The 14,522-nt window shown below is 39.9% G+C and carries 14 protein-coding genes and 1 riboswitch; of the genes, 1 reads left to right on the forward strand and 13 read right to left on the reverse strand.

What is annotated here, in order from left to right:
- Positions 1–5: 5 nt before the first annotated feature.
- From QT711_RS00525 to QT711_RS00545, 5 genes are all read right to left on the reverse strand, one after another.
- Positions 6–971 carry a YpdA family putative bacillithiol disulfide reductase gene (locus QT711_RS00525; RefSeq protein ID WP_317941534.1) on the reverse strand — a complete coding sequence of 322 codons (966 nt, stop codon included), beginning with the start codon at positions 969–971 and terminating at the stop codon, positions 6–8.
- 52 nt (positions 972–1,023) lie between these two features.
- On the reverse strand, positions 1,024–1,797 hold the full coding sequence (locus QT711_RS00530; protein WP_317941535.1) for a metallophosphoesterase: 774 nt from the start codon (positions 1,795–1,797) through the stop codon (positions 1,024–1,026).
- 66 nt (positions 1,798–1,863) lie between these two features.
- Positions 1,864–2,553: a LysM peptidoglycan-binding domain-containing protein gene (locus QT711_RS00535; RefSeq protein ID WP_317941536.1), complete on the reverse strand. Its 690-nt coding sequence runs from the start codon at positions 2,551–2,553 to the stop codon at positions 1,864–1,866.
- A gap of 79 nt (positions 2,554–2,632) precedes the next feature.
- Entirely contained in the window at positions 2,633–4,069 is a 1,437-nt protein-coding gene (locus tag QT711_RS00540; RefSeq protein WP_317941537.1) for a RecQ family ATP-dependent DNA helicase, read from the reverse strand.
- Positions 4,056–5,108, reverse strand: a complete 1,053-nt coding sequence (locus QT711_RS00545) for a helix-turn-helix domain-containing protein (RefSeq protein ID WP_317941538.1) — start codon at positions 5,106–5,108, stop codon at positions 4,056–4,058. Before QT711_RS00545 ends, QT711_RS00540 begins: the two co-directional genes overlap by 14 nt.
- Positions 5,109–5,217: 109 nt before the next feature.
- Here QT711_RS00545 and QT711_RS00550 point away from each other — a divergent pair, with 109 nt between their 5' ends.
- Positions 5,218–5,472, forward strand: a complete 255-nt coding sequence (locus QT711_RS00550; RefSeq protein WP_317941539.1) for a ferredoxin — start codon at positions 5,218–5,220, stop codon at positions 5,470–5,472.
- Positions 5,473–5,603: 131 nt separating this feature from the next.
- Here QT711_RS00550 and QT711_RS00555 read toward each other — a convergent pair whose 3' ends face one another.
- From QT711_RS00555 to resA, 8 genes are all read right to left on the reverse strand, one after another.
- Complete coding sequence (locus QT711_RS00555) at positions 5,604–6,188, reverse strand: ECF transporter S component (protein ID WP_317941540.1); 585 nt, start codon at positions 6,186–6,188, stop codon at positions 5,604–5,606.
- Positions 6,189–6,399: 211 nt separating this feature from the next.
- Positions 6,400–6,532: riboswitch (FMN riboswitch) on the reverse strand.
- Positions 6,533–6,612: 80 nt separating this feature from the next.
- Positions 6,613–7,830, reverse strand: a complete 1,218-nt coding sequence (locus tag QT711_RS00560) for a hypothetical protein (protein ID WP_317941541.1) — start codon at positions 7,828–7,830, stop codon at positions 6,613–6,615.
- Positions 7,831–8,358, reverse strand: coding sequence for an RNA polymerase sigma factor SigX (locus tag QT711_RS00565; protein WP_317941542.1), 528 nt, complete (start codon positions 8,356–8,358; stop codon positions 7,831–7,833). It abuts the gene before it with no gap.
- 75 nt (positions 8,359–8,433) lie between these two features.
- Positions 8,434–10,236: an ATP-binding protein gene (locus tag QT711_RS00570; RefSeq protein WP_317941543.1), complete on the reverse strand. Its 1,803-nt coding sequence runs from the start codon at positions 10,234–10,236 to the stop codon at positions 8,434–8,436.
- A complete protein-coding gene (locus tag QT711_RS00575; protein WP_317941544.1) occupies positions 10,229–10,948 on the reverse strand; it encodes a response regulator transcription factor in 720 nt (239 codons plus the stop codon). The genes QT711_RS00570 and QT711_RS00575 overlap by 8 nt, the downstream gene beginning before the upstream one ends.
- Positions 10,949–11,049: 101 nt before the next feature.
- Positions 11,050–12,234: a c-type cytochrome biogenesis protein CcsB gene (gene ccsB, locus QT711_RS00580; protein WP_317941545.1), complete on the reverse strand. Its 1,185-nt coding sequence runs from the start codon at positions 12,232–12,234 to the stop codon at positions 11,050–11,052.
- A gap of 2 nt (positions 12,235–12,236) precedes the next feature.
- Positions 12,237–13,892 carry a cytochrome c biogenesis protein ResB gene (gene resB / locus QT711_RS00585; RefSeq protein WP_317941546.1) on the reverse strand — a complete coding sequence of 552 codons (1,656 nt, stop codon included), beginning with the start codon at positions 13,890–13,892 and terminating at the stop codon, positions 12,237–12,239.
- 14 nt (positions 13,893–13,906) lie between these two features.
- Positions 13,907–14,479: a thiol-disulfide oxidoreductase ResA gene (resA, locus tag QT711_RS00590; protein WP_371389982.1), complete on the reverse strand. Its 573-nt coding sequence runs from the start codon at positions 14,477–14,479 to the stop codon at positions 13,907–13,909.
- Positions 14,480–14,522 lie beyond the last annotated feature (43 nt).

Genomic DNA, 14,522 nt, shown 5'->3' on the forward strand with positions numbered 1-14,522 from the left:
GCCAGTCACGCATTCTTCCCACTAATATGGTTCGCTAGTAGACTACCATGTAAGCGACCGTTCTCTATAAATATTTCATTCGTATTATTACCAGCTGCAATCACACCAGCAATGTATAAACCAGGCACATTCGTTTCCATTGTTTCTTCGTCATAATCGGGTTTACCTGTTCGTTCATCAATGGTGATGCCCATGTTCGATAATAAATTGTAATCTGGATGGTAACCGATCATAGAGAAGACGTAGTCATTATCAATTGTATGAAGCGTCCCATCCTTTTTGAATACCAGAGAAGTAGGTGTAATTTCCACAACGCTAGCTTCAAAATGCATCGTTATCGCTCCATTCCTTACAAAACTATCAAAGCTAGGTAATATCCACGGCTTTACGCTAGGAGAATAGACTGAACCTCGATAGATGACAGTCACTTTCGCACCAGCTCTTACTAACTCAATTGCGGTATCGACAGCGGAGTTTTTTCCGCCAATAACGGCAACATGCTTCCCGAAATATGGATGAGCTTCTTTGAAATAGCTGTACACCTTTGGCAAATTCTCTCCAGGTACATTTAATGTATTCGGATGGTCATAATATCCCGTAGCTACGATAACGTGCTTCGCTTGATAACATTCTTTGTCCGTCACAACTTGAAAACTGTCATTTTGCTTCTCTACACTAACAACAGTTTCATAACTATGAATGTTCAAGCCTTTTAATTCAGCCACTTTACGATAATAGACGAGTGCATCATTTCGTTTCGGCTTTTCTTTCGCTGTTATAAAAGGAATGTCTCCAATCGATAATTTAATGCTTGAACTGAAAAACGTTTGATGTGTCGGGTAACGATACAATGAATTTACAACATTTCCTTTTTCTACAACAATGACATGTAAGCCTTTGTTTTGTAATTCAATCGCGGCGGAGAGTCCACAGGGGCCTCCACCGATGACAATCGCGTCTAGGTTATTCATGCTTCATCGTTCCTTTCCTTTGCCAAAAAGACCTATTTGGACTGTCCACTGGTTAGTATCTTATCCGTATAATATGACATTCGGGTTTCGCTCCAAATCGTAACGGAATAATTGACGTACCATATCCATTACTGATTAATGTAGCTTTTGCGTTTGAAACAGTAAATTTCCCTAATGGATGTAAACCAAAACGCCCGATTCTTATTTGGCCACCGTGTGTATGACCCGCAAGCATAAGATCTGGTTGTACATATTCTTTCACTTTTCGGAATAAAACTGGAGAATGTGTCGCAACGATCAGATGCTTGTATCGATGACTGTTTTGTAAGGCCCTACTGATATCTACATTATTGCTTGAAGGGTCATCCGTTCCACATAGACACCAAGTTGGATGACTCGCTATCCCGCTTGCACTATTTTCCAACAGAGTACCCCCATGACGTTGGAGTATACGTCGAATGACGTCTTCACCGACTTCACGGTCGTTATTCCCCCAAATGAAAAATAGCTCGCCTAACATAGAGAGTTTTTCTACATTTTCTTCTATCCGCGCAACAGGTACGCCACCTTCAGCCAAATCCCCACCTATTATAACCATGTCAATGGGACCAAATTTCCTAATCTTATTTAATAAGCGCTCATCAATTTTTCGTCGATGAATATCGGATATAAAAAATAGTGTTAGTTGTTTCTGTTCTAATTGATCGGTTTTAACACTAAATGCATGCTGCTTGACTTGTTTCCGATTCGCAAGAGCGTACATATAAGCAAAAATACTTCCAAACACACCCAATGCAATTAGCATACTATTCCATACAATTTTCATTACACACCTACCATAAGAAAAAGGCAAAGAACCTACCTTTGCCTCTTCATTCCTTCTTTTTTAGAATTAATTTTTGGGGATGATTAATTTTTGCCCTACTCTGATTTCGTTCGATGACAAACCGTTAGCTGATTTGATTTTTTCAATACCACTATCATTTCCATAATAATTCATCGATATTCGATACAAAGTTTCGTTTTCAGCTACGGTATGTGTAGTTGAGCTAGCAGGAGCAGCAGGTTTTTTTTCCACCTTATCTGTTTCTTCTTTCGATTGAGTAGCATTTTGCTTTTCTTTGTCCTGGTTAGCTGGGCTTTGTGGTTTGTTCACAACAGGTTTGTCTTTATCGGAAGTCGTTGGGGGCACTTCTGCCTGTTGTTCTTTTTCACTTTCTTCTTCAGCATCACTATCATCGTTTTTATCATCCGTACCTAATAAACCTGAATTAGATGTATTCTTGTCAATCGAACTGCTTGTATTATTCTCCACACGGAAATCTGAATCTTCGCTTGCTGAACTACTATCTGATCCAAAATAAAAATTATAGATGACAAAGACAAATATTAACACAGGGATAAATGTAAAAACACCTAAAATGACATTAATCATCGTATGGCTTGATGAACGGTTCTGCTTACTTTTCTTCCGTTTCCCATGCCGCTCAAGGCGAGAGGGCAAGATTGCATCAGATTGTTCATCCAGTTCTATTTCTTTTCGATGTTCCTCGAAATCTACTTTATAATCACTATTTTTCATCGACAAATTCTCCTATCCATCTTGCTCTTGGTACTATTATGACGAATCTTGTCGGAAAAGTAAACGGAGATCATAGTTGTTAGGTAAGAAGACTTGTAATTCTTTCATCCCAACGTTGTTTTGCTTGCAGTTCATCCTTTTGAACGATATTTGCTAACCATTCCATATCCGACAGACCACAAACCGTACAACAATCTCGTAAATTGGTAACAATATTTTCATTAAAATATGCCAAAATTGTTCGACGTAAACATGTAGTAGAATGTACGAGTGCTAGCATCTTTTTCAGCTGTTCATCTTTTTGTATAGCAAGCATTTTGAATTTCTGAATGATTTCTTCTGTTGAACATCGTTCCCTATAATACTCAATTACCCTTAACGCTGTGTCTGTCAAACCCGAAAAACGGGCTGCATTTATTTGTGTTTCCCCTTTTTCTAACAGTTTCGCATAATGGATAACCTCTTCCTCACTTGGTAAGTCTGTTTGGATAATAAAGTTGGTCAGACGCTCATCAGCTGGTGTATACAATAAAGTGGCTACCGATTGACGACCATCTCTACCCGCCCTTCCCACTTCTTGAATGTAACCTGCAACGGTAGCTGGCAACTGATCATGAATGACTTGTCGTACATTTTCTTTATGTACACCCATACCAAAAGCATTGGTTGCACAAACCCAATCAATTTCACCGTTTAAAAACTGATCTTGGATGATTGACCTGTCATCTTGTTCCTTTCCGGCATGATAGGATTGGGCATGAACACCAATTGATTGTAGGATGATCGCTAATTCATCCGCTCGCTTCCTTGAAGGAGCATATACGATCCCTGGACCTGTAGTCGAGAGGAGTCGCCATTTAATCCATTCTGTTTTATCCGCGACCGATTCAAGCTGGACGACCGAATAGGCAATGTTCGGTCGATCCAAAGATTGACGTTCGATTATCGGATTTATCATTTGTAAATAAAAAGGAATATCTTCAAGCACTTTTTGATCCGCAGTTGCCGTCAATGCCAAAACGGCAGGCCTGTTAATGATGGAAAGAAATTCACGAATACGTAAATAGTCTGGCCTAAAATCAAATCCCCACTGCGAAATGCAATGCGCCTCATCAATTACAATTAATGCCAAGTTCATTTCTTTGAATACATCAACAATGAAAGATTGCGACAGCATTTCAGGAGAAGTGAAGATAAACTTATAGTCTGCGAGTCGCCGAAAGGCTTTTTGCCTTTGCTCATGCACCAAGGAAGAATTCAGTGCAATTACTCGTTTTTCTCCGTTTCTTTTCATTTGCAAGACTTGGTCTTCCATTAATGAGACAAGAGGCGAAATGATCAGCACTGTTCCTTCCATCAAGTATCCAGGCAACTGATAGCAAAGAGATTTGCCCATTCCTGTTGGCAATAATCCAATTGTGTCCCGACCTCGCAAAACATTTTCGACAATCGCTTGTTGACCCGGTCTGAAGTGATCATAGCCAAAATGTTTTTTTAAAGCGTCATGCAAATTCATTCTTCAATCCTCTTTTCTGCACTGCTAATATAAGACGAAGTTGAAAATAGGACAACTCCTCAAACTCATCTTTTAATACTTTTAGCCTTTTCGTTCGCAATGCTTCTGATTTTTTTTGCACTGCCTCAATCGCTTCTTCGACCACAAAGTGACGAATTGGGAATTTACTATCGTTCATCGCCATTTCTACAAAGTGATCTTCAATGGTACTTTGCTTTAATTGACGCATTGTCGCAATATCCTTCATAGAATAACCGTTGTCGAACATTTTTTTCGTCCGATACGCAGAATCAGTCAAGTAGGTGTGCACTTTCACATCGGCTGTACACTGATGAAGTAATGGATAGTCTTCCTTGTTCTTTTCAACAAGAGGAAGCAACTTATGTAAACTTTCGATGAATAGTAAATATACTTCGTCAACACACGACTCCATCGTTAAAGCTAGCTGCTCCCACGTTTTTGCAGACATCCCGCTCCCAGCTAGACGATAAGAAAACAGATATTTTTGTCTGTCCGTCATTCCACAATTATTAATGGCTAAAATCAGTTCTTCCCTTAGAGATGCACCTAATTGCTGTCTGGAGAGCGATTGCTGAAGAATCAGCTTTTTAACGAACATTTGTATCTCCGTTTCACTTCGCATAGGCACAAACGTTCTAATTCCATCACGTAAATGCGACACCGTTTGCACTACTAACGCCACTCTACCAAAGAACACCATTTCTTTCCCTCGATAATCCCAACCTTTAAACTGATAAGGGGCTACCGCTGAAATTGCCTGCCGACCCTTTTCTGTTACGTGTATAAATTCGTCTTGCACGCAAATGAACCCCTCTTGAAATAGTTCTTCTATTGCATCGTTGAACAAATCTTGTCGAATTTTCGGCCAAATACCAAAATAAGGCTTACTATTGAAATAGTCTACATCTTGGAGGGTTTGACCAGATTTCTTCCCACGAATAATGTGTAGGCTTGCATTCATTGAACGTTGCCCGGACATCTTTTCTATGATGAATAATAGGATTGTTGACAAGTTCAAGTCCAATTCCTCCTCATTGAGATGTTTTTAGGTTGAAAACTTACGAAAACAGCTTTAGAATAGTAAAGGAACTAAATAGATAGTGCGGAGAAAAGAGGAGAGAACGTCTATGTCTAAGAAATACACCATTGTTGACCAAGATACATGTATTGCATGCGGCGCTTGTGGAGCTGCTGCACCGGACATCTACGATTATGATGACGAAGGAATCGCTTACGTTATTTTAGATGATAACACGGGTAATACAGAAGTTCCAGAAGAACTGATGGAAGATATGGAAGATGCGTTTGATGGTTGCCCTACTGATTCAATTAAAGTCGCGGATGCTCCATTTGAAGGCGATCCGTTAAAATACGAAGATTAATTTTTTAGGGGCAATACGCCCCTTACATAACTGAGGTCGGCAGTCCAATTGTCACCACTACTTCAAATGAATAACCGCACATAGAAAAAAGCTGTCCAGATAGTGTTTTCACACTTTCTAGACAGCTTTTTTTATTGAAGCGTCAATTTCCGCTGTTGCTGATCAATCCATTTGCTCATACTTTTGTACAATAACAAAGAAATAACCATTAGCATGACGCCTTTAATTAGATTAAATGGTAGAATACCAAGCACAATTACATTGAACAACGCTTCACCTGTATAAGGTGGCATATTCAAGAAATAGACATACATCGGTAGGAATACTAAATAATTAAGTGCACTCATACCGACAGCCATCGACAGTGTTCCTACAATAAGGCCAACTGTCAAGCCTTTTGTCGATTGGACCTTTTTAAAGATCCAGTAAATTGGCATGATGAAAAGTACGCCCGTTACAAAGTTTGCAATTTCGCCAACCGGTACACCTGTCGGACTTCCCGATAAAAACCAATACAAGATATTTTTTAGCAGTTCAACTGCAATTCCTGCAACTGGTCCCATCGTTAAAATTGCAACCACGGCCGGCACTTCACTGAAATCGATTTTCAGGAATGGCGGCAATGCTGGCAATGGGAAGTTCAACTGCATAAGCACCGTTGAAATGCTCCCAAGCATGGCGATGAGAATCATCTTTCGTAGTTTCTTGTTATTCACTTGTTCCTCTCTCCTTTTGCGATTCACTTCAAAAGAGGAAAGGTTTGACCGTATAATGTGTGTCTATGAAAAAACCCTAAAGCAATTACATGCTTTAGGGAGAGTTTAAGGCGTCATTAAATAGAGGGTTGTAGATAGAGCCTGTGACTCTATTTTCACCCATACTTAAGAAAGCACCCTTTTTGTAGACAACACAAAAAGACGGCTGCACCTTCACCTTCTCCCATCCAGACTATACTGTCGGCTCTGGAATCTCACCAGAATCAGCTGTTAAGCTCGCGGGCTAAGAAAATTACTTTTCTATTTCCGCCGGTCGGGAATTACACCCTGCCCCGAAGATGAATCAATATTAACTTACTATTTCATTGTATAGAAAAAAGACTGATTTGTAAACGGTATTGTTTACAATTCAGTCTTCCTCTATTCACCAAACAATTGGATTGGCTGCAACGGGTTTCGGCAATGGTTTTGTAAGCGTATATCGCTCAAAATATTCTTGTTTTACGTTGTGCAATTGTATTTGTTTGTCAAAACTAGCTGCTGTTAACATGAACGCTTCCACCATTTCGAGTATTTCGTTAGGAGGGTAAGCATCTAAATCCAATAACTGTTTAAAAGAAACTGTTACAACATCATCTGTTTCTTGGATTGTATAGTCCACAGATGATGGGATAACGGAAGTGACAATATCATTTTCAGGGTTTTTCATCGCCAATAATGCTTCCTGAATTTCATCGAGCTTCCTATTCTCATAAGGGATTAAGTACGATTGTTCCTCGTTGACACTGTATTTGTAAAAAGCAGACGGCCTCTTAAGTGTTACCTCCATCGCTTCACCGATATAGTCAAAAACAACAGGTTCATTCTTGTCATCGACTACTTTCATCTCCTTAAAATCCGGAAACGATGCGATTGCAGAAAAAGTGTACGCACCAATTGTTGTCGGCGACATGTCATATTCATGCTCAGATGGCATTTGGTGAATAACCGTATTACCTTGGAAAGAAATCTTCCCCTTATAAGGATGGTAGTCTTCAAAACCAAGTCCTTCCTCATCAATCAACTTTGCATAATGATTGTAAAGCTCCACACTGTTGACGTTTTCGGAAGAGATATCTGATTGAATCAATTCGGTAGGAATTAAAAATGTTATCGGTACAACATCTACAACATGGACTAATCCTATTGTAAATAACTTCATTCCATCCGTATCATTTTCAAGAACAACATGACTTTGCATTCCCTTTCCAGCCATAAAAGCAGTTGGTGAGTCCGCCTGAATCGCATTTCGCGTCGCAGGCTCCTCCATCGTTTCAGACTCTTCTGCGCTTTGTTTAAATTGAGCAGTATCGACTGATTCACCGTTTTGAGGTGCAGATTTTTCGCTCATTTCCATGCTGGTGTCCGATAATTCGAATCCACCCTTTAAAAACGATGGTACCAGTAATGTTAGGACAAGCATCGCTGCTATTGCAATGAAACCAGGCATCCATTTTTTCCGTCTCGGTTGACGAGCAGGGACAAGTCGCTCGTCTTTCTTCAAACGCGCTAATATGTCATCAGCAGATCGCTCATCTTTTGTTTTCGGCATTGAATGAAGAAGTTTTTCAAGTTTATCGTCATTCCATTCGTTCCCAGACATTTATCTTCCCCCTTCTTCCGAAAGAGCATTCAATTTCTTTTGAAGCACTTTTATCGCCCGGTGCTGAGTCGTTTTAACTTTTCCTTCCGACCAACCAAGCGTTTCCGCTGTTTTCGTAATTGACAATTCCTGGAAATAGCGAAGAATTATTACCATCTTTTGATCGCCTGTGCAAGTATTTAACACACGCAATAATTGTTGCATATCTTCATTCAATGCAGCGACTTCATCAGGCAACCCAGTGGAGGAAACAAGTACACTTTCTTCCCAGTCAAACTGATCAAAATGGTGTTTTTGCCTTACCGCTTTCTTTCTGAAATGATCAATCGCTACGTTTTTAGCAATTGAAAAAAGCCATGTCTTTTCGGAACTCTTCCCTTCAAAACCGGCATACGCACGTAACACCCTAACATAAACTTCATGCATCAAATCTTCGGATTGGTGACGATCACCAGTCAAATAGATGAGGAAGTTAAATACGTCGTGATGATATTGCTCATATAACCGGTGGAACACGGAGTCATCCACGAAATCCCCCCGTTCATTACATTAGTCGTGTTTCAAGACATAAAGTTACACCATGTTTTAAGAAAATGGTGGCACTTAACGGTATTCTTCTTCACTACAATTATCTGTGAGCGGTAGTGTGCATGTGAAAACTGTTCCTACTGATTCACCCAGTCTGGCAGAGATGCGCCCTCCGTGTGAGTCAATAATATTTTTAGCGATTGCCAAACCTAATCCAGTGCCACCTTTACCTCTTGTTCTCGCTTTGTCAGCTTTGTAGAACCGCTCGAAAATAAACGGTAAATCGTCTTGAGGAATCCCACTTCCTGTATCGGCAACTGTAATTTCAATTGTCTCCCCTTTTCTTTCGACACCGACCGTCACTTTTCCTCCATCCGGGGTATGACGAATAGCATTATCGATTAAATTTGTAAATACCTGTTCCAATCGATCTGCATCTGCACAAATGACGATTTCGGCATTTGACTCAATTTTCTCCACAGAAAGTATCACATTGGCATCTCGTGCAATTTGCATGAATTTATTGAGTACCCTTTCAAGAAATGCATACAAATCCATTCGGTTTTTATACAAACGCATATGTCCCGATTCCATTCTCGCCAAATCTAACAGATCGGTAACAAGGCGACTCATTCTTTTGGATTCGTCATGGATAATTTGCGCCATTTCATTGCGCTCTTCAACTGAAGTAACGACATCATCAATCATCGCTTCACTATAACCTTGCAACAATGAAATTGGCGTTCGTAATTCATGCGAAACATTTGCAATAAAATCAGAACGCAGTTTTTCTAATTTATGTTGGTCCGTCATATCGCGCAATACTGCAACGGCTCCCCTAATACTATTTTCACTGTATAAAGGACTTATAGATACATCGTAAAACTGTCCACCCAACTCCAGTTCCTCTTCAATTTCTTCAGCAAATGAGATGACATGTTCTAACATATGAAAAATCTCTGGCGGCAAAACATTTTCGTCTGCCCCATTTGCAAAATACCATTTTTGCAGCAACCGTTCAGCTTGTGGGTTGCTTAACAAAATAGAATAATCTCGATTGAACGTAATAACAGCATCTGTCATTGACGTTAATATGCTCGATAACTGCTCTTTCTCTTGTTTGATCAATTCCATTTGATGTTTTAACTGTCTACCCATCTGGTTAAACGCTGTTGCCAACTGGCCGATCTCATCATTTTGTGTAGCTGGTAGTCGCATATCGAAATTTCCTTTTGATAAGTCAAACGCAGCTTGTTTCATACCCCGCAATGGAGAAGTGATTCTGGTCGATAAGAAAAAGGCAAATACAGTCGTCAGGATGAAAGCAATGAATGCAGAGAGAAAAACAATATGTGTTGTACTTTTAGTCGTCCTGTGAACAGCATCCAAGCTTTGGTACATGACAATTCCGTGCGTAATTCCATTATCAACATGATAGGGATACATTAAAACTAAATATTGTTCCATCACATCGTTATTTTTTAATGATGGAAGAATCATTTCTTTCACGACTTTTTCATTCATCTCAGGCGATAAGTTAAACTTTGGCTCAGCTAATATCTTTTCTTCAATTTTCTGTTTATTTAAACCGTCATGAAAAGAATAGTGGACCTGCTTAGTTGAATCAATAATCATCGCATTCGTTTCATCGTCTAAAATATCCTGGATGATTTGTCGCATGGAATCTTCATTTTTATGATCTACAACAATTTTCCCAATCGTCGTCGCTTCTCTTCGGAGCGAGTCCTCTGCTTGTTTTGTATGGAAGTTATCAAGGAACTCCAGTAATAATACCGTCACAATAAACAGAACAAATGAAACGAGAAGCAATATGGTTGCCCATAGCTTCCCGACGATTGAATGCCATATCTTATTCATGAGGAACCTCAAATTTGTAACCGACGCCCCAAACCGTAACAATCATTTTGGCTGCTCGCTCAGAGACCCGACTTAACTTCTCGCGAAGACGTTTGACATGTGTGTCCACGGTCCGCAAATCTCCAAAAAATTCATAATGCCACACTTCTTTCAAAAGCTGCTCGCGGTCAAACACCTTGTCCGGTGCTTTAGCAAGAAAATAGAGTAATTCATACTCTTTTGGTGTCAAGTTGACTTCTTTCCCTTCAGCAGTAACACGATGTGCATCATGATCGATTGTCAATTGCGGAAAGACGACAAGATCTTTTGACGTATTACTTGATTGGGCATCCGGTAAAGTGACTGATCTTCTTAATATCGCTTTGACGCGCAACACCACTTCACGCGGGCTGAAAGGTTTCACTATGTAATCATCTGCTCCAGTTTCAAAACCTACAACCCTGTCAGATTCTTCACCTTTTGCGGTCAATAAAATAACAGGTGTCATTTTCTTTTCATCGCGTAATTCCTTTAATGCTTCCAACCCGTCTTTCTCAGGCATCATCAAATCTAACAAAATGCAATCATAATGGTTCGTCATTGCTTTTTCAACCGCTTCCGCACCATTGACTGCTTCGTCAATCTCAAACCCTTCACGGGATAAATACATGTTCAACAAACGGCGAATACGATCTTCATCGTCAACGACTAATAACTTCACGCTTTCTTCCATCCGAAAAACCCCTTTCCAAATACGCTTGTCTTCATTGTACAAGTAGTTTCCTTAAAAAGAAAGACTGCACAATCCCTCAACGGTTGTGCAGTCTAATCGATTTACGCATAAGAGTGCAAACCTGCTATGATCAGGTTAACGGCAATCAAGTTAAACATAATGATAATGAATCCGATGACTGCAAGCCACGCTGATTTTTCGCCTTCCCATCCTTTTGACAGGCGCAAGTGTAAAAATGCAGCATAGAAGAGCCACGTAATGAGTGCCCATACTTCTTTTGGATCCCAGCCCCAGAACCTTGACCATGCTTCATGTGCCCAAATCATCGCAAAGATCAATGCACCTAGTGTAAACACTGGAAACCCAATTAAAACAGATCGATAACCGATTTCATCCATCAGCTGTGAATTTGCTTTCTTTGCAAATGGTTGCAGAAGGGTTGCTACCGGTCGTCGAATAATTAATCGCAAAAGTATGTAGAGTACAATACCAGTTGCGACGGACCATACAAACGTTGTTAACGTTTTTGCGTTTACAATCGCAGGCATTTCAAATACAGGTTCCATTACGCCTTCGGTTTGTGCTTCATAACCGTTCATACCAAATAGCGGAGGATAATTGTATTCAATCTTTGCAGGTTTTTCATTTTTATCAACATACGTAAAATGCGCTTCGTACCCCGTCAGTTTAAACGTTGTTGAAGACACAACAAATCCAACGACAAGAATAAGTGCTACCATGACCGCTTCAAGCCAAAAACGTTGTTTTGATGGCTTTGTCAAGTCCACGTGTTTTAACAGATAGACAAGACCAGCAACCGCACTAATGACTAAAATTGCTTCTCCGATAACTGTCGTAATAACATGAATTGCTAGCCAATGACTTTTTAACGCAGGAATTAATGGTGTAATTTCTTTAGGGAACATACTTGCATATGAAATCATAATAATTGCGATTGGTAATGCAAATAATCCTAAAGACGGCGTCCGATACAGATAAAACAATAAAATGAAAGCCCCAACAAGCATCATCCCAAATGCAGCTGTGAACTCAAACATATTGCTCAACGGGATATGTCCTGATGCCATCCATCTTGTGATGAAATAACCAACATTCGTGAGGAATCCAATTACCGTAATGATAATTCCGATGAGTCCCCAACGACTTTTTTTATAAGTTGTTTCAGAGCTCGCCTTTTTGACTGCACCACCGAAAAATAATGTTGCAACCAAGTAGGCGATAAATGAAACTAATAGAAGATTGGCGCTTAGAGACGCTAATTCCATAGTTATTTTTCTTCTTCCTCTTGCTCACTCGTAGCATCCGTATCTTGACGATCTACATATGTCGGCAATCCGGAATAATCTTGTACTTTATCCAAGTCCTTCTTCAAAGAGAACCAGTTTTTATTTGTATGGGCAGCCACAACCAACTGACCTTGCTCGTCCTTTTGGATCCAAATACGTCGATGGTTCCAATACGAGCCTTGAATGACACCAATCATAAAGATAATGCCACCGAGTAATAAAATGTAGAGCGTTTTATCTTTACGGATTGTTAAACCGGAGATATCGCGAGTTTCGGCACTGACGAATTTCACTTGATAAGCATTTTCCTCAGTTTCAAGTGTCTGACGTATCGCGACAAAACTTTTTTCACCTTGTGGTTTTTCTGGTGTAATCATATCGAAGATGAACGCTGGGTTATTTGGAATTGGTGATTTAGAAACAGGTTCACCGTTTTCAACGCCATCGTAATCTGCATAATAACCAATTAAATTGACTCGAGCACCTTCATTTAAGTCATACACACCTTTTGGATCATCTAAGTCAATTGTAAATTCCCCGAACGACTTGCCTGATTCTTTTTCGATCAATTGCATCGTCATTGATTTCAATTCGTTCAGACGGTAATCCATTTGAAATACATTATAGCCATCAAATTTTAACGGTTTGTTTACAATAATCGAATAGTCTTTCACAAACTCCATATCGGTGGAACCCGGTAACACATCTTCTTTTTTCTTATACAAAGTAACATCGGTTTGGTAGTTTTTAACGATGGAACCCACTCGGTCGAGCGCCTCACCAAATACCTCATCCGCTTCTTCCTTTGTATACATTTCCATTATAAAATCATTGCTTTTCAAGTAATATTCAGGCGCACCGGGAATAGAGCGTAATTCGCCTTCCCTAATCCACATCGTTTCATCAACGTAAAATCCTGGAATCCCTCTTAACAAGACACCGAATAAAAAAATGATGAGTCCAGTATGATTGACGTAAGGTCCCCATCTTGAGAACCGGTTTTTCTCCGCTAAAATCGCACCGTCTTCCTTCTTCACATTGTAGCGAAGTTTTTGAAGCTCCTCTTCCGCTTTAGCAAATGCTCCTTCAACATCTCCATCTTGTTGGGGAACACCTTCTCCAAAAATCCGTTGTCGCTTCATGAAAGACATATGGCGCTTCGTCCGTTGCTTCTTTAAAGACTTGTACAAAGGAACGACACGGTCAATACTTGCAATAATAATCGATGTCCCGAGCATTCCGATTAATATCTTGAACCACCAACTATTATACATATCGTAGAAACCTAATTTGTAATACAACGTTCCAAAAATGCCGTATAACCGTTCATAATAAGCTAAGTATTCAGCTTCCGAATTAACTGGAACATAAAACTTTTGTGGAAACAATGTCCCGATTGCCGACGTTGCCAAAACAGCTACGATGATGGCAACACCTATTTTAACACTCGAAAAAAAGTTCCATATTTTATCGATCACCGAACGTTTATACGTTTGTGATCGTCGCGCGGAACCTTCATAACGCATATCGACGACTTCACTATTCTTTGCCTCTTCCGTCATCGGTCGGCCGCATGCTTCACACAGTACTGTTCCAAATGGATTTTCATGGCCGCATTGGCACTTAATTTTACTCATGTGAAAACTCCTTCTTACGGTTGAAGACTCTCCATGTAGGAGATGATTTCAGCCTCAGTCATTTCTGCCTTTAGTATTTTTCGAATGATCCCGTCTTTGTCAATAAGAAAAGTGGTCGGGAGGGGCTGGATGTTGTATAAATCCCTCACGTCCTTTGTCTTATCAATGACGATCGGGAATGTCAGACCATACTGTTGACGGAATGAATCCACTTTCAATTGAGACTCACCAATATTTACAGATAAGACATGGACACCTTTTTCTTCAAACTTCTTATACTGGTCTTCAATGTAAGGCATTTCCTTCTTACAAGGTGGACACCATGTTCCCCAGAAGTTCAGAAACACACCTTCCCCTTTAAAATCAGATAATCGATGCTTGTTTCCATCAAGGTCCACCAATTCAAAGTCCGGCGCTTTATCCCCTACTTCCAACACTTTCACTTTGTCTTTATTCGAAAAGACGGAAAAGATGATCGCGGCTGCCAGAAGGGCAAGAACAATCCCCCTAAAAATAAGGCGGGATCCCTTTTTTTTCGATTTGGACAAATAGATAGCCCCCTTACAGATATAAGATTCAACTTCCATTATAACAAAACAAAATTCGGATAATAGATGAAGTCGTGATAGG

It is taken from the genome of Sporosarcina saromensis (assembly GCF_033253735.1).
Lineage (GTDB): Bacteria > Bacillota > Bacilli > Bacillales_A > Planococcaceae > Sporosarcina > Sporosarcina saromensis.